The sequence below is a fragment of the Pontibacter sp. SGAir0037 genome, assembly GCF_005491705.1.
GTDB lineage: Bacteria > Bacteroidota > Bacteroidia > Cytophagales > Hymenobacteraceae > Pontibacter.
This window is the reverse complement of record NZ_CP028092.1, coordinates 1,763,385-1,783,082: the sequence shown is the minus strand read 5'-3', so window position 1 is coordinate 1,783,082 and position 19,698 is coordinate 1,763,385. Positions and strand designations below refer to the sequence as shown.

At 41.9% G+C, this 19,698-nt stretch carries 15 protein-coding genes; 10 read left to right on the top strand and 5 right to left on the bottom strand.

Annotated features, from left to right (window positions below):
• Positions 1–134: 134 nt before the first annotated feature.
• The 3 genes from C1N53_RS07365 to C1N53_RS07355 form a co-directional block, all read right to left on the bottom strand.
• Complete coding sequence (locus C1N53_RS07365) at positions 135–1,493, bottom strand: sigma-54 dependent transcriptional regulator (RefSeq protein ID WP_137758698.1); 1,359 nt, start codon at positions 1,491–1,493, stop codon at positions 135–137.
• 333 nt (positions 1,494–1,826) lie between these two features.
• Positions 1,827–2,654 carry a DUF1206 domain-containing protein gene (locus C1N53_RS07360; protein ID WP_137758697.1) on the bottom strand — a complete coding sequence of 276 codons (828 nt, stop codon included), beginning with the start codon at positions 2,652–2,654 and terminating at the stop codon, positions 1,827–1,829.
• 66 nt (positions 2,655–2,720) lie between these two features.
• Entirely contained in the window at positions 2,721–4,034 is a 1,314-nt protein-coding gene (locus tag C1N53_RS07355) for an acetyl-CoA hydrolase/transferase family protein (RefSeq protein ID WP_256377501.1), read from the bottom strand.
• 191 nt (positions 4,035–4,225) lie between these two features.
• Between C1N53_RS07355 and C1N53_RS07350 the strand changes: the two genes are divergently transcribed.
• A complete protein-coding gene (locus tag C1N53_RS07350; protein WP_137758695.1) occupies positions 4,226–4,807 on the top strand; it encodes a DUF4136 domain-containing protein in 582 nt (193 codons plus the stop codon).
• Positions 4,808–4,844: 37 nt separating this feature from the next.
• Here C1N53_RS07350 and C1N53_RS07345 read toward each other — a convergent pair whose 3' ends face one another.
• A complete protein-coding gene (locus C1N53_RS07345) occupies positions 4,845–6,827 on the bottom strand; it encodes a monovalent cation:proton antiporter family protein (protein WP_137758694.1) in 1,983 nt (660 codons plus the stop codon).
• A gap of 32 nt (positions 6,828–6,859) precedes the next feature.
• Complete coding sequence (locus C1N53_RS07340; protein ID WP_137758693.1) at positions 6,860–7,519, bottom strand: HD domain-containing protein; 660 nt, start codon at positions 7,517–7,519, stop codon at positions 6,860–6,862.
• 414 nt (positions 7,520–7,933) lie between these two features.
• Between C1N53_RS07340 and C1N53_RS07335 the strand changes: the two genes are divergently transcribed.
• From C1N53_RS07335 to C1N53_RS07295, 9 genes are all read left to right on the top strand, one after another.
• Entirely contained in the window at positions 7,934–8,791 is an 858-nt protein-coding gene (locus C1N53_RS07335) for a DUF481 domain-containing protein (protein ID WP_137758692.1), read from the top strand.
• A gap of 203 nt (positions 8,792–8,994) precedes the next feature.
• A complete protein-coding gene (locus C1N53_RS07330; protein ID WP_137758691.1) occupies positions 8,995–9,774 on the top strand; it encodes a polysaccharide biosynthesis/export family protein in 780 nt (259 codons plus the stop codon).
• A 26-nt stretch (positions 9,775–9,800) separates the two neighbouring features.
• The gene (locus C1N53_RS07325; RefSeq protein ID WP_137758690.1) at positions 9,801–12,188 is read left to right on the top strand and encodes a tyrosine-protein kinase; all 2,388 of its coding nucleotides are present in this window, start codon (positions 9,801–9,803) and stop codon (positions 12,186–12,188) included.
• Between the two features lie 200 nt (positions 12,189–12,388).
• Positions 12,389–13,324 (top strand): GDP-L-fucose synthase, encoded by a 936-nt coding sequence (locus C1N53_RS07320; RefSeq protein WP_137758689.1) that lies wholly within the window; start codon positions 12,389–12,391, stop codon positions 13,322–13,324.
• A gap of 9 nt (positions 13,325–13,333) precedes the next feature.
• Positions 13,334–14,446, top strand: coding sequence for a GDP-mannose 4,6-dehydratase (gene gmd / locus C1N53_RS07315; protein WP_137758688.1), 1,113 nt, complete (start codon positions 13,334–13,336; stop codon positions 14,444–14,446).
• Positions 14,447–14,461: 15 nt separating this feature from the next.
• Positions 14,462–15,325, top strand: coding sequence for an ABC transporter permease (locus C1N53_RS07310; RefSeq protein ID WP_137758687.1), 864 nt, complete (start codon positions 14,462–14,464; stop codon positions 15,323–15,325).
• 39 nt (positions 15,326–15,364) lie between these two features.
• On the top strand, positions 15,365–16,645 hold the full coding sequence (locus C1N53_RS07305; protein ID WP_137758686.1) for an ABC transporter ATP-binding protein: 1,281 nt from the start codon (positions 15,365–15,367) through the stop codon (positions 16,643–16,645).
• Between the two features lie 103 nt (positions 16,646–16,748).
• Positions 16,749–18,428 carry an FkbM family methyltransferase gene (locus C1N53_RS07300; RefSeq protein ID WP_168193985.1) on the top strand — a complete coding sequence of 560 codons (1,680 nt, stop codon included), beginning with the start codon at positions 16,749–16,751 and terminating at the stop codon, positions 18,426–18,428.
• The gene (locus C1N53_RS07295) at positions 18,425–19,645 is read left to right on the top strand and encodes a glycosyltransferase (RefSeq protein WP_137758684.1); all 1,221 of its coding nucleotides are present in this window, start codon (positions 18,425–18,427) and stop codon (positions 19,643–19,645) included. Before C1N53_RS07300 ends, C1N53_RS07295 begins: the two co-directional genes overlap by 4 nt.
• Positions 19,646–19,698 lie beyond the last annotated feature (53 nt).

The following is a 19,698-nucleotide window of genomic DNA, read 5'->3' as shown; positions in this document are numbered from 1 at the left end:
TGGTAAAGTAAAATAAGCCTTTCCAATCTTATATTGTTGCTATAACTGATTGGACTTTTAGTTGATAACAGTGGAAAAGGTATGTTCTAAAAGAGAACAAAGGTTATAGTTCAGTTACTGCAAGGGCTTCGGTATTATTTCACCCGAAGCTCTTTATTCTGTATCATACGGTAAATAGTAGATTTACCAATGTCGAGTTTGTCGGCCACAAGCAAAACATTCTGATCATACTTGTCCAGGTAGTATTGTATGATGTCTGCTGTGAACTGTTTCAGGGTTCTCTCCGTAGCCAGGAAGTCTTTTTCGGCGTTGTTCGCATGAAAATTGATGTCATGCTCCTGTATCACATCTTCATCGGCCAGTACAACAGCCAGTTCTACCAGGGCCTTCAGTTCGCGCACGTTACCCGGGAAAGAGTAGGAGAGAAGCTTTTCCTGCGCTCCCGAAGATAAAGTTTTTCTGGCCATGCCGTTTTCCTTGGCGAAGGCATCTATAAAGTGCTTGGCAAGTACCAGGATATCGCTGCCGCGCTCACGCAGGGCAGGCAGGTGGATAGGCAAACCAAGCAAACGGTAGTAAAGGTCTTCCCGGAAGTTACCTTTTTTAACTTCATCCGCCAGGTTCTTGTGAGTAGCTACAATTATGCGCGCATCAACAGGAACTACAGTATTTCCACCAACCCGGGTTATTTCTTTTTCCTGCAGCACACGCAGTAATTTTGCCTGTAGGCTGATGTCCAGCTCGCCGATTTCATCTAAGAAAATAGTGCCTTTATTGGCCTCTTCGAACTTGCCTAGGCGGCGGGACACAGCTCCGGTAAAGGCTCCTTTTTCATGACCGAAAAGCTCGCTTTCGATAAGTTCTCTGGGTATGGCTGCTACGTTTACGGCCACGTAGGGCATCTTTTTTTTGATGCCGTTGTAGTGAATAGCTTTTGCAACCAGTTCCTTACCTGTACCTGTTTCTCCTGTTATCGAAACCGTGATGTTGGTTTTGGCAGCTTTATCCATCATCGTGAAGACACGTTTGATAGCTTCGCTATTGCCTATGATAATGTTGCCGAAATCGTACTTCTGGCCTATCTGTTCCCGCAGCTGGTTAATCTCTTCCCGCAGCGATACGTTTTCCCTGATTTTGTTAACCGTATTCCAGACACGTTCAGGTGTTTCTTCATCTTTTACGATATAATCGTAAGCGCCTTTTTTGAGCAGATCAACAGCAGTAGCCACGTCTTCCTGGCCGGAAATAATAATAACCTGCGTATCCGGATTCTGCTCTTTGATTTTCTTTAGTACTTCATCGCCATTTTTATCAGGTAAAGAATAGTCCAATGTAACAACATCAGGCCGCTCATACATGCTGGTAAGACAATCCTTGGCAGAATGAAATTTCTTAAGTTCGTAATCGGGATTTAAAGAAAGATGATACTCAAGCAACTCGCTATACCATACATCGTCATCGAGGATAAAAATCTTGAAATTGGAATTTTTCATGAAAGTACTCTAGCACACTCAGTTCTGATTATCAAATATACTACAATATGATACCAAATAAACATTAATTAGTAAAGTTTTCCATTTTGGGAAAATGTAAATAATTAAATTATTGATAATCAATGTTTTGTTATAATGGGCAAATCTTTGCTAAAGGGCATGAAATCCTGATATTCTGCCGGGTTTAGCAATGCTCAGGGTACAGTGTTTACGCAGCGTGTTTTCAGTATGCTGCTGATTATTGCAAGCTGCACTAAAAAGGTAAAATATTGATAATTAGCTTATTAATGGGTGTCTGCCACAGGTGACTAATTAAATACCTCTTGCGGCTAATTATAAAGCCTGGTACCGGGCCCTTACAAACATAAAGATTCCATAGCAAATCAGTCCAAGTGCTACAGTACCGAGTAAAAAGGAACCATAGGAAGATTCCTGTAAAAATCGGAAAGCACTGGTGGTATTCCCCGCTTCCTGCGGGTTTGCATCCAGGGCGGCTTTCAGGAACAGGTAACCAATGATGTTTAAGACTACTCCTCTTGCCAGATAGCCAACCTTGCCTGTTTTTAGAAGGATGTTCTCGGTGGTTCGGGTGTGGTGCGCCCGCTGAACAGATTTTTTATACTTACCTGAAAATGAACGGTAAATTTGGGACAACCCCCAGATCATGGTGCCGATTGCCACTGCGCCTGCCAGCCATTGCCCGAAAGGTTGCTGCAGTAACTCCCTGGCCAGCGTTTGCCTTGAATCCTCGCCTCCATCGGAACCCCGGCTGCCCATAACCATCTTAGCAGCCAGCACAGCAAATGAGCCATATACAATCCCGCTGAAGGCGTAGCTGATACGGCGGCCAATGCCCATGGGGTCAGAACCTTTCTGTTCGGTATCCTTCACAGCCTGTATAATCCTCCACAAAGCAAAACATAGCAGTCCCACAGCAATGAGCGCCAGCAAAACCTGTCCGAATGGCTGTTGCAAAATAAAACTGAACACGCTGCTGCGGCTGGCATCTTCGGTTGAGTTGCCGTTGATGCGGAAGGCTGCCATAAAGGCGATTGTGCCAACAAGGCAGTATACAATACCTTTGGCCGTTAAGCCAAATTTAGCAAAACGCTCTACCCAGTGCGGCGGCGGAGAAGGTACATAGGTGGCAATATCTTCCATAGATAGTAAGAGCAACAATATAGCTGTTGCTCTTACACGGAAATTTCCTGTTTATGTTGCTTCTGCTTACAGATGTTTGAAGCGGGAATAGGCTTCCCGTTCCAGGTTCTCCTGGTGGTCGGGGTGAGCAATACGAATAAGCTCTTTTGCCCTCTGGCGCAGATTTTTTCCGTATAAATAAGCGACACCATATTCTGTAACCACATAGTGTACGTGAGCCCGGGTAGTGGTAACAGCCGCTCCCTGGTTGATGAAAGGCGTAATTCTGGAAATACCTTTGGCCGTGACAGAAGGAAGCGCAATAATAGGCTTGCCTCCGGCTGACAAGGCCGCGCCTCTGACAAAGTCCATCTGGCCGCCAATGCCGGAGAACTGCTTTGTGCCAATGGTATCAGCCACTACCTGGCCTGTTAAATCTATTTCGATGGCACTGTTTATTGCCGTTACCTTTGGGTTTGAGCGGATAATGGAGACATCATTCACATAATCGGTGCGCTGCATCAGGATAAGCGGGTTGTCATCTACAAAATCGTATAGTTTGCGGTTTCCCACTATAAACCCTGTTGCTATGCGGCCCGGGTGACGGTATTTGTGTTCGTTGGTGATCACACCTTTTTCGATGAGCGGCATCACGCCATTGGAAAACATTTCAGTATGGATACCCAGTTCTTTGTGGTTGGTAAGGCTACCCAGTACAGCATCGGGAATAGCGCCTATACCCATTTGCAGGGTGGCACCATCTTCCACCATTTCTGCTATATAACGGCCAATTGTTTCCTCTTTGCTTGTGATACGCTCGCTGTAATCTACTTCCGGTAAGGCCTCGTCTACCTCTACCAGCACATTAAATCGGCTCACATGAATCAAGCCATCGCCATGTGTTCTCGGCATTTGCGGATTTACCTGCGCAATTACATGCTTTGCGCTCAGTACAGCTTCGCGGGTTACGTCTACAGAAACCCCTAATGAGCAGTAGCCATGTTTATCGGGTGGCGAAACATGCACAATTGCTACATCTAAGGGCAGGATACCGGAACGGAACAAGTGCGGGATTTCACTTAAAAAAACTGGTACATAGTCTCCGCGGCCGCTGTTTACGGCATCCCGCACATTGGCAGAAACAAAGAGCGAGTTAATAAAAAACGAATCTTGATAACGTTCTTCCGTCAGGGGGATTTCTCCATAAGTTGTGATACTGACAAGTTCTACATTTCGGAGCTCTGAGGCACGTTCTGCCAATTTGTGAAGCAGGTACTGAGGTGTGGCAGCGCTTCCCTGCATAAACACACGGTCGCCTGATTTAATTACTGACAGTGCCTCTTCGGCTGTCGCATAGTTAGGATTCGTATGAGTCATTTTCTTATAAACTTTATAGGCTATACCTTTAAGCTCTGCCAGATGTTTTTAATATTTGCATTTCTAATTTGCTGCAAAGCTATACAGCCTTGCTGGCAGCAGGAATGATATTAATCACCTGAAAGAAAACCGTTAATCGTTGCTTTTTTAACTCTTTTGTTTCGGGTAAACGTTTATAAGTAAAACTATTGGAAAGCTTTAACACTGTACTCTACATGAAGAACAGATTTGCCTCAGGCCTTTGCTCGTTACTTTTATCTGTTTTATTTACTGCCTGTGTGGCCACCTCGGGCATTAACCGTACCAGCAGCATAGCTGCGCCCGAAGCAGCATTGGGTAAACCCAAAACCTATGCGTGGTACCAGGACCAGCCCGCTGCACCAGTTGAATTTGAGAAGAGCTTTGGTAAAAGCCTGGATAAAAACCTGAGACAGGCTATTGAGGCAGAACTGAAAGAAAGAGGCTATCAGAAGGTAACCTCTGATCCGGATCTGCTTGTTGCATACGATGTAAGTGTTTCGGTTCCGCTTGAAAAGGATGCCCCCGGCACCTATCCTCCAGGCTTTGGCTACAGCTATGCATATATGGCAGGCTACCGCTATAACTATAAACACGAAGATATGCCCGGTTATCGTTCTGTAGACTTGTTCAAACAAGGCACCCTGATCGTTGACCTGGTTCAGCCACAGACGAATGAACTCCTATGGCGGGGTTGGTCGGAAGAAGCCATTTCAAATTTCAATGCCAGCTATAAAAAGGTGCAGGCGCAGGTAGAAAGCGTTTTGGAAGAACTGTAAGTTCTTCCAAAACGCTTTCTGTAAAATACCAGTGCTGTTATTTCAGGTTATTGTTAAAGCGCATCACGTCCTCCGGCCTTCCCACCACATAAACCAGGTCTCCCTGCCGAAGCTTGGTTTTGGCATTAATATCCAGCAGGGTAGTGTTTTCCCTTTTGATGGCTACGATCGTGATGTTAAATCTGAGCCTGAAATCCGCTTCCAGCAGTGTTTTATCTACAATCGTTTCATCTTGTGTATACACCCGAAGGCTGGCAACCTCTATATCCGGTAAGTCAAAACCAATATTCGATACTGCATTAGCATTGCGTGTGAGGCTGCGGAGCATTTCATAGTTATCGGCCCTGATGCTGTTCGTGAACTCCTGGATTTCATCCCGTGGCATCAGGTATTTGGAAAGAACCCGGGTAAAGATTTCAATAGAAGTTTCAAACTCCTCCGGTATAACTTCATCTGCTCCGAGGCGGTAATTCTCTTCCATTTCCTGCACAAAGCGGGTCCTGACAATAATGTGTACCTTCTCACTTATTTCCCGAATGCTAACGATAATTCGCCTGGTGGCTTCCGGGTCTGAAATAGCAACCACCACGACACGCGCTTTCAGAATATGCAGGTGAGACAGGATAGTGCCATGTACCGCATCACCATATAGGATAGGTTCTCCCTGTTCCCGCTCTGTTTTTACGGTAATGGCATTTAGCTCAACAATAATGTAAGGTATGTTCGCATGTTTGGCTGCTTTGGCTACATTACGTCCATTTATCCCGTAGCCGATTATCACGATGTGGTCGTTCAGGTCGTGCAACAGATCATGATGCGTTTCTTCATGGGGTAAGGTTTCTTTCTGGTGTGGAGCCAGTTTCAGGCTGATCTTGGAAGAAATAGGGTGATAATACTGAATAATAAAAGGAGTAATAGCCATAGTGAGCAGCGAGATCGAAAGGAAATACTGGTAAACCTCTGGTGAGAGCAGACCGCTTTCGATACCGGTTTTCGATAAGATAAAAGCAAATTCACCTACCTGGAAGAGCGACAGACCTACCAGCATGGATGTACGGACAGGAAAATGAAGCACTTTTGCTGCTGTGAAAGCAACCAGGCATTTGAGAATTGCTGCTGCCAAGGTTAAAAGCAAAATTACCGGCAGGTGCTGCACCATAAAGCTGGCATCGAGGAGCATACCTATCGACACAAAAAAGAAACTTGTAAATATCTCCCGGAAAGGCAGAATATTGCTTGTTGCCTGATGGCTGTACTCAGATTCTGAAATAATTAAACCTGCCATAAAAGCTCCCAGCGCCAGAGAAAGACCCAGGGAGGAGGTCAGCCAGGCAACAGCGAAGCAGATCACGACCACGCTTAAAATAAACAGTTCTTTGCTTTTGGTTTGTGCCACCAAGTATAAAAGCTTTGGTACCAGGTAGCGCGCACTGATCAAGACGAAAACGATCACAAACACACCCTTAAGCGCCATGAGCAGCAATTCGGTGAGAATATCATCTGAATCCCCGGCCATTAAGGGGGTAACCAGCATCATGGGCACCACAATAATGTCCTGGAAGATTAAAACACCCAGCACTATTTTACCGTGCGGACTGTTGATTTCACCTTTGTCCTGTAATAGTTTCAGCACAATGGCTGTACTACTTAAGGAAAACAGGAAACCAATAAAGGTTGCATGTGTGAGTGGCATGCCTGTACCCCAAAGTATAGCCGCAACAAAACCAATGGTCAGGAAAACCTGGGTTGTACCGCCCACCAGTACTGTTCTTTTTATAAGTGCCAGATTGCGGAGCGAGAACTCCATCCCTATAATAAACAGCAGCAGGATAACGCCTATCTCTGCCAGTATTTCAATGTTATGGGTATCGGCAATAAGGCTAAGGCCATGCGGACCCGTAATAATGCCCGTAGCCAGGAAGCCCAGGATAGTGGGCAGCTTCAGTTTCTGAAAGATGAGGATTACGACTACTGAAAGCCCTAAAATGATAACTATATCCGTGAGTAAGGGTATTTCCATCCTTCAGAATTTTAATAATTTTTAATCGTATATTATCGCTCCCCATCCCATTCGGCCAGAAACCGGGTAACAAACTCATCCATGAAATCGTGGCGTTTCGCAGCCAGTCTTCTGGCAGAAGCTGTATGCATACGGTCCTTTAGCAGGAAGAGCTTTTCGTAAAAGTGGTTGAGGGTGGGCCCGCTGTTTTTCTTGTATTCCTCGAAACTGGTATGCAACACAGGCGCTACAGCAGGGTTATGCATTTCACGGCCTTTATGGCCTCCATAAGCAAAGGCCCTTGCAATGCCTATAGCTCCTATGGCATCAAGCCTGTCGGCATCCTGCACAACCTGTGCTTCCAGTGAGCTGACAGCCGAAGAGGTTCCGGCACCTTTGAAAGAAACTTCATCTATCACCTGGCAAACCCGCACAATCTTACTTTCGGGCACCTGTTGCTGCTCCATCCAGGCGCGGGAAAGTTTTGCCCCCATGGTTTCATCCCCGTTATGGAATTTATGATCCCCAATGTCGTGCAAAAGGGCCGCCAGTTCCACTACAAACATATCCGCCTGCTCTTCTTCGGCCAATGCTTTTGCTGTTCGCCACACCCGCCGGATATGCCACCAGTCATGGCCGGATCCTTCTCCTGTTAACAGATTTTGTACATGCCGGGCAGTATTGTCAATTATTGAGGTGGAGTATGTGCTCATAGTATAATGGCTGAAAAGAAGAACTGCAATTTGCTTACAAAGTCGTGGTATTACAAGTATGCCTTTCTTTTACCTGAAAAAACCGGTGAAATTCGCGTTAATATCACATAAGTTTTGCAAGAGGTATGGCGTAATGCCCTACCTCTTTTAAGAGGACGAAGTTATACCATGAAAGATAAGCCAGTTATTCATAATTTTCCTTAGCCATTCCTAAACTTTAATGTAGTGAAAAATTTCAAAGGAATATCAAGTCATATTTTCAAAATCAGATTAGCTACTGTCTTTGCCCTCGCTTACTCCAGGTAAAAATTTCCTGTGCTGCACAACACCGTTGAAAAACTTGTCACGGATAGGTATTGCTTTAGCTGCATTTAGTTTTGTTACTAATCCACCTGAAAGGTTATATTTGTCTCTATGGATGCACCTGATCTAGCTTTAGCTAAATTTACAATTGCCTTGCCTCGTACATTTCTCTTTACAATTTTGTTTATCTTATTGTCTACCACTGTAAAGAGCCAGATCCTGAATATAGAACGAGCCCGAATTAGTAAGGATACCACCCATTACTGGACAGGGAAAGGTGGCGTGGACTTTTCTATGTTCAACCGGAATGCAGGAAAAGATAACCCAAATAATTACCTTAGTTTAACCTTGAATGCCGATATCGCTTACATTTCTAAGTACCACGCCTACATGCTTTTTAATAATCTGAATTATGTGCTGATCAATTACACATCCAGGGAAGAGCGGAATACGGTGGCTAATAATGGATTTACCCATTTCCGGGTAAACCTCTGGCACCGCCGTAAGCTGACGTACGAGCTTTACACGCAATATCAGTACGACGATGCACGGGGTTTAAACATGCGGCTGTTAAATGGAGGCGGGGTTCGGTATACCTTGCGCCATACAGATAAGGTGAGCTTTTTTGTTGGTTCAGGTTTTATGTGGGAGCGGGAAGAGTGGCGTGATCCGGAAGTGGAAGGACTGGTACGGGTCTCTGATCTGCCGAAATCTTCTAACTACTTTAGTGCCAGGGCAAAGTTCAGCGAAGCGGTGGGGCTGAATTCAATAGTTTACTTCCAGACAGGTTACGATCATCTGATCGATGCTTTCCGGAACAGGGTGAGTGGTGATGTCAGCCTTAATACGCAACTAAGCAAACATTTAACGATGCGCACAGGCTTTAACTGCACCTTCGAGAACCGGCCAATTGTACCCGTAACGAATTTTATCTATTCCATTACGAACGGAATTCAGGTCTCATTTTAGGAATAAACCATGTGAAATCTATACCAAGATATTAATTTCACCTTTTAATGTATGCTCTTAAGAAGTTGAGCAGTAGAATGCTGTTAATTTTCTGAAAGCAGATGAACAACAAGCTTTTTGAATTATTTTTATTTTTACATAATGAAATAAATTTAGCCTGCTTTTTGTTGCAGGTAAAATCCCAACCATGTTGAATTGCTTACATGACGCATAATCGCTTATTATTAACAGGAGTATGGCTGCTGATTTTTATCCTGGGATCTTGTGTCCCACAAAAGAAAATCACGCTCCTGCAGGATAATCCACCTGTTTCTAACCAGGGCCAGGCCGATGCTTTGCTGAAAACTTATTCGCTGCAGCAGAAAGTGTATACCTTAAAAGCGGGCGATGTCGTTTCCCTTCAAGTGCATAGCACCACAGCTACCGAATTCAACTTTCTGAATGCAGATGCCGGGGCAACTGGATCTGATCCGCTGTTAAGTGGCTATACAATAGATGCAGCCGGCGATATTCTTTTGCCTGTCGTTGGAAAAGTAAAGCTGCAGGGACTTTCTCTGCCAGATGCAAGAATTAAAGTGACAGAAGCCTTAAAGCCGATGCTGGAGAACCCGACCGTTACTCTTCGCTTGCTTACCTTCCGGTTTACTGTTTTAGGAGAAGTGCCCGGGCAGGGGCAGTACGTTACCTACCAGGACAATCTGAACTTGCTGGAAGCAATTGCAATGGCTGGCGGTTTCAGCAATTACTCTAACAGGAGCAGGATAAAGCTTATCCGATACGAGGAAGGGCAGGCAAAGCTTTATACTTTCAGTGTTTTAGATGATGACATTATCAGCCAGTCGAACTTTTTTCTTCAGCCGAATGATATGATTGTGGTTGACCCCTTGCCGGCTCGTAACTTACGGGAAAACTATGTGGCTAATATCGGGCTTACGATCTCCATTATTACCGCTATCAGTGTTTTAGTTACCAGGTTCTTTTAGAACTTCATATTTATACGACAGTTAAATTGGAAAACAAAGCTTTAAAGCCACAAGACAACGGCCTTGATATACAGAAACTACTTTTAAAGGCCCTTTCCTACTGGTATTTTATTGTTGCTGCTGTTATTGTAACAGTGTCTATTGCTTATATTATAAACCGCTACACTATTCCGGTTTATGAGGTAAAGTCATCGGTAATGGTAAACGAACCGGTGGAAGAAGGTGCTTCGGCTGCAGGTCTCTTATATGGGGCAGAGTTTTTTCCGGGAGCCAAAAGCCTTACCAATGAGTCGATTGTGCTTAAAACCAAAGCGCTGGTGCTGCATACCCTCAAAAAGATCGATTTTGGCGTTTCCTACTATTTGCAGGGTAATATCAAGCTTACCGAAGTTTATGGAGGTGCTTCACCTATTCATGTCGAATTCGATTCAGCGTCTGCCAATGTTCCTTATGGGGTTATGTTTAATTTCAATGCCAGGCCAAACAGGCACTATACCTTATCCTCTGAAGATACTTATTGGAATAGCTTATTAGCAGGCAAGAGCTTTGAAAATGGCAGGTACTATGTCGTAAATAATTTTACTTTTAAAATCACCTACGCTGGCGACGGCTTCAGTAAAGACCAGCCGCAGGTAATTTTTAAAATCAATAACCTAGATGAACTGGCCTCTTATTATGCCGGCGCATTGGATGTTTCTTCTCTGGGACGAGATGCATCTGTTTTGACGCTTAAGTTGTATGGGACCAATCCGGGTAAGGAGATTGATTTTCTGAATGCCCACATGATTTCCTATCAAGAGAATAACCTGGCTATCAAAAATAAAAATGCCACCAACACACTGACTTTCCTGGATGAACAGCTGCTGCAGATAGGAGACTCTTTGTCGTTTGTGGAAAGCAGGTTAGAGAACTTTAAGAGAAGCAACAGTGCCCTGGAAATGAGCAGTGAAGGTGGGAGAGTGGTGCAGGATGTGCAGACGCTTGAAGATCAGAAAGCTTCTCTGTTAATGAATGAGCAGTACTTTAAATACCTGGAAGCTTATATCAGGAAAGGTATTGAACTTGAAAAGGTTGTCGTTCCTGCTAATCTTGGAATGGAAGATCCTATTCTGAACCAACTGGTAGGAGCGCTGGTTGAAAAACAAACGCAGATAGAAGTTCTGACACAAAATGACATTCAGGCAAACCCCCTGATCGCGAACCAACTTAAAGTGCAACGGCAGGAGCTGAATGAAATCAGGAAAAATATCTTTGAAAGCTTGTCCAGTTTGTCTGCTGCAAACCAGATGGCACTGCGCGAACTGAATAAAAAAATTGCGGTAGCTTCCAGAACTTTAAGTAGTCTTCCTTCAGCAGAAAGACAATTTATTAACATACAGCGGCTCCACAGTCTGAGTGAAAAGCTTTATGTGTTCCTGATGGAAAAAAGAACAGAAGCAGGAATTGCAAAGGCGGCTAACACTTCTGATGTGACCATTATAACGGAGGCAGCCGTAAGTGCCCAGATAGCGCCTACCACTTCTAAAAACTATACCTCCGCTCTTTTTATAGGGATAGCCATTCCGTTGGCGTTGATTTTTGCCAAGGAGTTCTTTAATAATAAAGTTACCACCTTAGATGACTTAAAGCGACTTACCAGTATTCCGCTTCTGGGTTTAGTTGGTCGTAATACCAAATCCAGCTCACATTTGATAGAGCTTAATCCTAAGTCAGCCCTGGCAGAGGCCTTTCGAACATTAAGGTCTAACCTGAAGTTTATGATTAACTCGAATGTGACAACGGGTGGGAAAATCATTGTGATTACCTCTTCTATCAGTGGAGAAGGCAAAACCTTCGCCGCCAAGAATCTCGCTTACATTCTGGCTATTTCAGGGGAGAGAACGCTGCTTATTAACGCAGATATGCGCAAACCTAATAACAATACAGAATTAGGCGTTAAAAGCATGTTAGGCTTAAGTAACTATTTAGCCGGAGAAGTACCAATCGAAGCAGTGCTGCATCACACGCTGCAGGAGCATCTGCACATTATGCCTTCAGGGGAAATCCCTCCAAATCCATCTGAGTTGCTGCTCAGCCAGCGGTTTAAAGTGCTGATGGAGCATGTAAAGCAAATGTATGACTACATAGTGATAGATACGCCTCCTGTTGGCATCATATCGGATGGCATGGAGCTGATGCAAATGGCTGATGCCAATATTTATATGGTACGGCAGAATTATACCCTTAAAAACTTTCTCAGCAACATTCATAGCCAATACGAATCAGGAAAAGTTAAAAACCTTTCGATACTCTTTAATGATGTAAATTATAAGAAAGCACAGTATGGCTATGGTTATGGCTATGGGTACGGCTATGGTTATGGCTACTATGCCGAAGATGCTGAAACAAAACCTTGGTGGAAGAGAATTGGCTGATAAAAGAGCAAAGTAAATTATTTTAAATAAATATATAGTTATTAGTAAATATTAGTGAAAATGAGAGGAATACTGTAAAAATACTTGTTCTTTTGTAAATATTTTTCTAAGTCTGTAATATAGATGAATATATTTACTCAAATATAAAAACTCTTTTTTCCATTTGACGTTTTCAACACTGTTTCAATTTTTTTAATTCTATGGAAATTACTTCAAAGATCTATGTTGTTGGGCATAGGGGTATGGTTGGCTCTGCAATTACTCGCAAATTAAAAGAAGCCGGCTATAACAATATTATCACCAGTACATCATCTGAATTAGATTTAAGAAATCAGCAGGCAGTGTTTGATTTCTTCGAAGAAAACAGACCTGAGTATGTTTTCTTAGCTGCAGCAAAAGTAGGGGGAATTCATGCTAACAATACGTACAGAGCTGAATTCTTATATGACAATCTTATGATTGAAGGCAATGTGATTCATGCCTCACATACGTATAATGTAAAAAAACTGCTTTTTTTAGGCTCCTCCTGCATTTACCCCAAAATGGCTCCACAGCCATTAAAAGAAGAGTATCTGTTAACCGGTGGACTGGAAGCTACAAATGAGCCCTATGCCATTGCAAAAATTGCTGGTATAAAACTATGTGAAGCTTATCGTGATCAGTATGGAGATAACTTTATCAGTGTTATGCCAACTAATTTGTTTGGCTATAACGACAATTATGATTTAGAGAACTCTCACGTGTTACCGGCATTGATTCGTAAGTTTCATGAAGCAAAGCAAAACAATGAACCTTCTGTTACCGTATGGGGCACTGGTAGTCCAAGAAGAGAATTCCTTTTTGCGGATGATCTGGCTGAAGCATGTATCTTTTTGATGGACAATTATAGTGATCGTGGCCTGATCAATATTGGAACAGGTGAAGATATCACTATTAAAGAACTTGCAAGTTTAATTAAGGATGTAGTTGGTTTTGAAGGTGAACTTACTTTTGATACAACAAAACCCGACGGAACGCCAAGAAAATTAATGGATGTTTCCAAATTACATAGCCTGGGCTTTCACCACAAAACAGAATTAAGGAAAGGCATCGAACTGGCCTACCAAGACTTTCAAAAATCTTTAGTAACAGCTTAAATCACCTTTATGAAAACCGCATTAATTACAGGTATTACAGGCCAGGACGGAGCTTATCTGGCAGAATTATTATTAAGCAAAGGCTATAAAGTTCACGGCGTAAAGCGTCGTAGCTCCTTATTCAACACGGATCGTATAGACCATTTATACCAGGATCCGCACGAGAAGAATATCAACTTTAAGCTGCATTACGGCGACTTAACCGATTCGACCAACCTTATCCGCATCATTCAGGAAACACAGCCTGACGAAATATATAACCTGGCTGCCATGAGCCACGTGAAGGTAAGTTTTGATACACCGGAATATACCGCCAATGCGGATGGTATCGGAACACTTCGTATTCTGGAGGCTATCCGTATTCTGGGGTTAACTAAAAAAACCAAACTTTACCAGGCATCTACTTCAGAGCTTTATGGCTTAGTTCAGGCAGTACCACAGTCCGAAACAACGCCTTTCTATCCGCGTTCACCTTATGCCGTGGCTAAAATGTATGCTTACTGGATTACCGTAAACTATCGTGAAGCTTATGATATGTTTGCCTGCAATGGTATCCTGTTTAATCACGAATCACCACTCAGAGGAGAAACTTTCGTTACACGTAAGATTACCAGAGCTGCTGCCAGAATAGCCATGGGCTTACAAGACTGTGTTTTCCTGGGTAACCTGGATGCCAGACGTGACTGGGGCCATGCGAAAGACTATGTGGAAGCCATGTGGTTGATCTTACAGCAAGAGAAGCCGGAAGATTTTGTCATTGCCACAGGCGTTACCACTACAGTGCGTGATTTCATTAAATTAGCTTTTGCTGAAGTAGGCATTGAAGTTGAGTTCAAAGGAGAAGGCGTGGAAGAAAAAGGCTATATCGCTGCCTGCAACAACCCGGAATACCAGGTGGAGATCGGCAAAGAAGTAGTAGCCGTTGACCCAGCCTATTTCAGACCAACTGAAGTTGACCTGCTGATTGGTGATCCAACTAAATCGAAAGAAAAACTTGGCTGGACTCCAAAATATGATTTGGCTGGCCTTGTGAAAGACATGATGGAGGCTGACCTTGACCTCTTTAAGCGTGACACTTATCTGCTGGAAGGTGGCCACCGCATATTGAATTACCATGAATAAGTGTTAGATTTGTGAATGCAATCTAATTCGAAAGATGAAGAAAAGTGGGACCTGGTCATTGAGCCCAGGTCCTCTTTTTTTGATTTAAAATTAAAGGAGGTTTGGAGGTATCGGGACCTTCTTTGGCTTTGGGTGCGGAGAGAGTATGTTGGTGCTTACAAGCAGACAATTTTTGGACCGCTCTGGCACTTTTTTTCTCCAATTTTTGGAACACTGATATACATCTTTGTGTTTGGAAAACTTGCAGAGTTACCAACTGATGGTGTTCCGATGTTTTTATTTTATAATGCAGGATTGGCTATTTGGAATTTTTTTAGTGGCTGCTTTAGTAGTTCCTCCAATGCTTTTCTTAATAATGCGGGCATTTTTGGTAAAGTCTATTTCCCAAGACTCATCATGCCCATTGCCAGTATAATCTCCAGTCTAATTAAATTTGGCATTCAATTCTCCTTTTTTCTCATCATTTATTTTTATGTTATATTAGTAGAAGGTTATCAACCGAGTGTAGGTTGGGGTTTATTTTTCATACCTGTTACTTTAATACTATTAGCAGGTACTGGTTTTGGCTTTGGAATTTTGGTTTCTTCTATAACTACAAAATACCGTGACTTAAATATGCTGATAGGTTTTGTTATGCAGTTACTAATGTATGCGACTCCTATTATCTACTCTTACACATCTGTAGAGCCCGCATTAAAAAAATACCTGGTTTTTAATCCTCTTGTTGCGCCTGTTGAAGCTTTTAAATTCGCGTTATTTGGAGTGGGCGAGTTTTCTGCGTTTTCATTAGCTTACAGTTTTTGCTGGATGATTTTTTTGCTGCTCATTGGGATGATTGTTTTTAACAAAGTTGAGAGAAACTTTATGGATACTGTTTGATCGCTTTAAGATGTATCGAACATTTTATTAAATTATCGAATGAGTGACGTTGTTATCAAAGTACAAAACTTAAGTAAGCAGTACCGTCTGGGGCAGGTTGGTACAGGCACCTTAAAAGATGACTTTAAAAGGTGGCGTTACCAAATGATGGGAAAGGAAGACCCTTTCTTAACAATTGGTGAAGTAAATGACAGGACAAAGAAAACTACTGCTAATTATGTATGGGCTTTAAAAGATATAAACTTTGAAGTAAACCGAGGGGACGTATTGGGAATAATAGGTAAAAATGGCGCTGGCAAGTCTACTTTACTTAAAATTCTTTCTCGTACAACTGGGCCTACAACCGGTTCTCTTAAAATGAAAGGCAGGATTGCCAGCCTACTTGAAGTTGGTACAGGCTTTCATGGAGAACTTTCAGGAAGGGAAAATATTTTTCTGAATGGAGCAATCATGGGGATGAGTAAGGCTGAAATCCGGAACAAATTCGACGAAATTGTAAATTTTGCTGGTGTAGAAAATTATATAGATACGCCTGTTAAAAGATACAGTAGCGGGATGTATGTTAGATTAGCTTTCGGAGTTGCAGCTCATCTGGAGCCAGATATATTAATTATTGATGAAGTGCTTGCAGTAGGTGATGTAGAATTTCAGAAAAAGGCAATAAGTAAAATACAAGATGTAAGCAAAGGCGAAGGCAGGACTGTATTGTTTGTTAGTCATAATATGTCTTCTATAGAAAGTTTGTGTAACAAGGGGATATTGCTTCATAACGGTACAGTTATATTTTCGGGCAATAGTGTCGATACAGTGCAGCAGTATATACAAGAGAATACAACAATAACTAATTCTGATCTGGCTACAAGATCTGATAGAACAGGGACTGGTGAATTAAAATTCAGTAGCGTTAAACTGCTAGATGAAAGAGATGTAGAGACAGATATATTTAAGCAGGGAGACGATATTATTATAGAGTTACATTACGATATTTTTAATAAAGCATACAATTTTTCAGGTAGTCATTTTTCTATTAATGTCTTTGATAAACAAGGTAATCTTGTAGTATGCCATCAAACATTTCTTAATGGCTTAGCTTTTTCTAATGCTGACATCATATCAAAACAGAAAATACAATTTAGATTAACGCATTGCCCTTTAAAAGCCGGTGAATATCAGCTAGCATGCGATATAATCAATGCTGGTAAATATATAGATGCATTAGAGAGTATTATATCATTTACTGTTATTGAAGGAAATGTTTATGATAATATACGTCCCATTACACATGGATTGGTTGCAGTAAATGGGAAGTGGTATATTTAATTCTATGTTCACCACACCCATTCTCCTTTTAATATTCAATCGTCCGGAAACGACACTTCAGGTCTTGGATAGGATAAGAGTTGTGAAGCCATGTAGTCTCTATGTGGCTGCCGATGGTCCCAGACCCGGTAAGGAAGGAGAGGCCGAATTGTGTAACCAAACCAGGCAACTTGTAAAGAATGGGATTGATTGGGACTGTGAATTGAAATTCCTCTTTAGAGATGAAAATCTGGGATGTGGATTAGCTCCGTCATCTGCCATAACATGGTTTTTTGATCATGAAGAGGCAGGTATAATTCTTGAAGATGACTGCCTGCCTTCGCCCTCTTTCTTTACTTATGCAGCTTATTGCCTGGAGAAATACCAGCACAACCCGAAGATAATGCATATTGGCGGTAACAACTTTTTAGATAACAGTTGGGGCGAACATACTTATTTCTACTCTGCCTATAACCATGTATGGGGCTGGGCAACCTGGCGTCGGGCGTGGCAATTGTATAATTTCGATTTATTAGCATTTGATAAAGCTAAACTCTACAGATCTATGAATGCTTATTTCCCCAAAGAAATAAGTAAAAGCTGGGTTAGCTTTTATAAGTCTTTAACAGAAAAGCATAAAGAAGATCCGGAACGCAGGTGCGACTTCTGGGATTATCAATGGTCCTTTTGTATCTGGTTAAACCAAGGTTTGTGTGTATACCCAAATGTTAATCTTGTTTCAAATATTGGTTTTGGACCAGGAGCTACGCATACGTTTGATGTAGCGCATAAATTTAGTAATTTGCCATATCAAAAACTTCAACGTATTTCTTCACCTCCTCACATAAAACAAAATAAAGAAGCTGACCTTCTATCGAGTGAAGTTGTATTCGCTTTAAAATCTAAGTCTGATTCAAAGGAGCTTACTGTACAATTGCAACAACTGAATCATTTCGCGCTTATGAAAATGAAGCAAATTGCTGGTCGTGTTATTCCTCGAACTATTAAAGAAAGTATTAGAACTGTTTTATACCCAAATAGATTACACCAGGAAGTTAAAAAAAGCGATGAGCAACTTGAGTTAGAAAGAATTAATAACATTCCACGATACATTGAGGGAATGACATCTCTTCTTACTGGTAGCTTTAGTTTTGTGGATAGTGCCTCCTTTATATTTATGTATGATGAGATATTTAAAAAGAACATTTATGCTTTTAATTGTGCTGATAAAAATCCTTACATTATAGATTGTGGTGCTAACATAGGTCTAAGTATCTATTATTTTAAAACTTTATTCCCTGAAGCTAAAATTCTGGCATTTGAGCCTGACCCAAAAGTGTATCAGGTGCTTCAGGCAAATGTACAAGGGCTAAGTGATGTGGTACTAAAAGAAAGAGCATTATGGGATGAAGAGACCAGCATGGAATTCTTTTCTGAAGGTGCGGATGGTGGCAGCTTAAATGAAGTATCCGGAATAGTAGATAGGGTGGAAATTCTGACTGAAAAACTCAGCACTTATATAACCCAAAAAGTCAATTTTCTAAAGATTGATATTGAAGGGGCAGAGCTTAAGGTTTTAGCAGAATGTGAAGGTAAATTACACTTTGTACAAAATATTTTTATTGAATATCATTCTTTTGTTGAGAGCAGCCAGGAACTTGCAGCATTATTGGCAATACTAGAGAGAAATGGTTTCAGGTATCATATCAATAGTCCGGGTTTATCTTCGGGACAACCCTTCATGCATCTGAATACATACAATGGGATGGATATGCAGTTAAACATTTATGCTTTTAAGAAATGAAAGTGCTGCACGTTTCTACCTATAAAACGGGTGGTGCAGGCATTGCAGCTTTCCGGCTGCATAAAGGCCTATTAGCTTTAGGGGTTGCTTCTGAATTCTTGTACTTAAACCATGAAACAGAAAATTTCTTAAAAAAGCCTGCACCTCCGTTGCCGCCGCCACTCCCTTTATACAAAAGAATTTTTTCTAAGATCATAAGCAAAGCTGTCAACAGATCACAAAATAAAAATGATGTTACTACTGGCTCAGCAGATGAAGCGAAAGGTAGTTACGAAGCTTTTACTTCACCTATAACTGACCTTGACATTACGCAGCACCCGGCTTACGAGGCAGCCGATATTGTGCACCTGCATTGGGTGGCAGACTTTCTGGATTATCCATCCTTCTTTTCAAAGAATGTAAAGCCGATCGTGTGGACCCTGCACGATATGAATCCCCTACAAGGAGGCTTTCACTACCTAGGTGATGCTGCAGCAAACCCTCATTTGGCCGCTCTTGAACTTAAGTACCTAAATATGAAAGAGGTGGCGCTATCAGCTGTGCGTAGCATGTCTGTTGTGGCGCTGTCAAGGTGGTTATTACAGCTGTCTACTAATAAATCAATACTAAATCGCTTTTCACATACTCTAATTCCGAATGGTGTTGATATAAATGTTTTCAAGCCATTAAATAAAGGTTTTGCAAGAGAAGCTTTGGGGTTGCCTGCAGCTAAAACAATTGCATTGTTTGTAAGCGAACGGCTTAGTGTCAGAAGAAAAGGGTTCGATCTGATGCAGGATGTTATAAGTAAGTTCAGTGATCAAGATCAGGTATTATTTTGTGCAGTGGGTATACAAGATACGGCACCAAAACCTAATACTGTTTATCTCGGTGCTATACGAGATGAGCAACTTATGGCTATTGTTTATGCCGCCTGTGATGTCTTTATCTTGCCAAGTCGAGAAGATAACCTTCCCAATGTTATGCTGGAAGCTTTAGCATGTGGAACTCCTGTTGTCGCAACTAATGTTGGAGGCATACCTGATGTTGTTATTCCAGACTTTAATGGCCTGCTTGCTCAGGATACAACTGGTGAAGCCTTATATGAAGCGCTTCAGATATTTATAGAAAGAAAAAGCTTATTTGATTCAGGTCAGATAAGAGAAGATCTCTTGAAGAAGTATACTATAGCAAAACAGGCATCTGCTTATTTAAAACTATATAATGAAATTTTATAATTGCTTAATTCTTATAATTAAAGTAGTTGCAGAAAGATACCTGAGTTTTTAGT

Excerpts from the sequence above, each read along its gene's own strand:
- C1N53_RS07310 (WP_137758687.1), top strand. The coding sequence starts at position 14,462 with ATGCAATCTAATTCGAAAGATGAAGAAAAGTGGGACCTGGTCATTGAG.
- gmd (WP_137758688.1), top strand. The coding sequence starts at position 13,334 with ATGAAAACCGCATTAATTACAGGTATTACAGGCCAGGACGGAGCTTAT.
- C1N53_RS07295 (WP_137758684.1), top strand. The coding sequence starts at position 18,425 with ATGAAAGTGCTGCACGTTTCTACCTATAAAACGGGTGGTGCAGGCATT.
- C1N53_RS07350 (WP_137758695.1), top strand. The coding sequence starts at position 4,226 with ATGAAGAACAGATTTGCCTCAGGCCTTTGCTCGTTACTTTTATCTGTT.
- C1N53_RS07365 (WP_137758698.1), bottom strand. The coding sequence starts at position 1,493 with ATGAAAAATTCCAATTTCAAGATTTTTATCCTCGATGACGATGTATGG.
- C1N53_RS07340 (WP_137758693.1), bottom strand. The coding sequence starts at position 7,519 with ATGAGCACATACTCCACCTCAATAATTGACAATACTGCCCGGCATGTA.
- C1N53_RS07305 (WP_137758686.1), top strand. The coding sequence starts at position 15,365 with ATGAGTGACGTTGTTATCAAAGTACAAAACTTAAGTAAGCAGTACCGT.
- C1N53_RS07320 (WP_137758689.1), top strand. The coding sequence starts at position 12,389 with ATGGAAATTACTTCAAAGATCTATGTTGTTGGGCATAGGGGTATGGTT.
- C1N53_RS07345 (WP_137758694.1), bottom strand. The coding sequence starts at position 6,827 with ATGGAAATACCCTTACTCACGGATATAGTTATCATTTTAGGGCTTTCA.
- C1N53_RS07360 (WP_137758697.1), bottom strand. The coding sequence starts at position 2,654 with ATGGAAGATATTGCCACCTATGTACCTTCTCCGCCGCCGCACTGGGTA.
- C1N53_RS07335 (WP_137758692.1), top strand. The coding sequence starts at position 7,934 with ATGGATGCACCTGATCTAGCTTTAGCTAAATTTACAATTGCCTTGCCT.
- C1N53_RS07330 (WP_137758691.1), top strand. The coding sequence starts at position 8,995 with ATGACGCATAATCGCTTATTATTAACAGGAGTATGGCTGCTGATTTTT.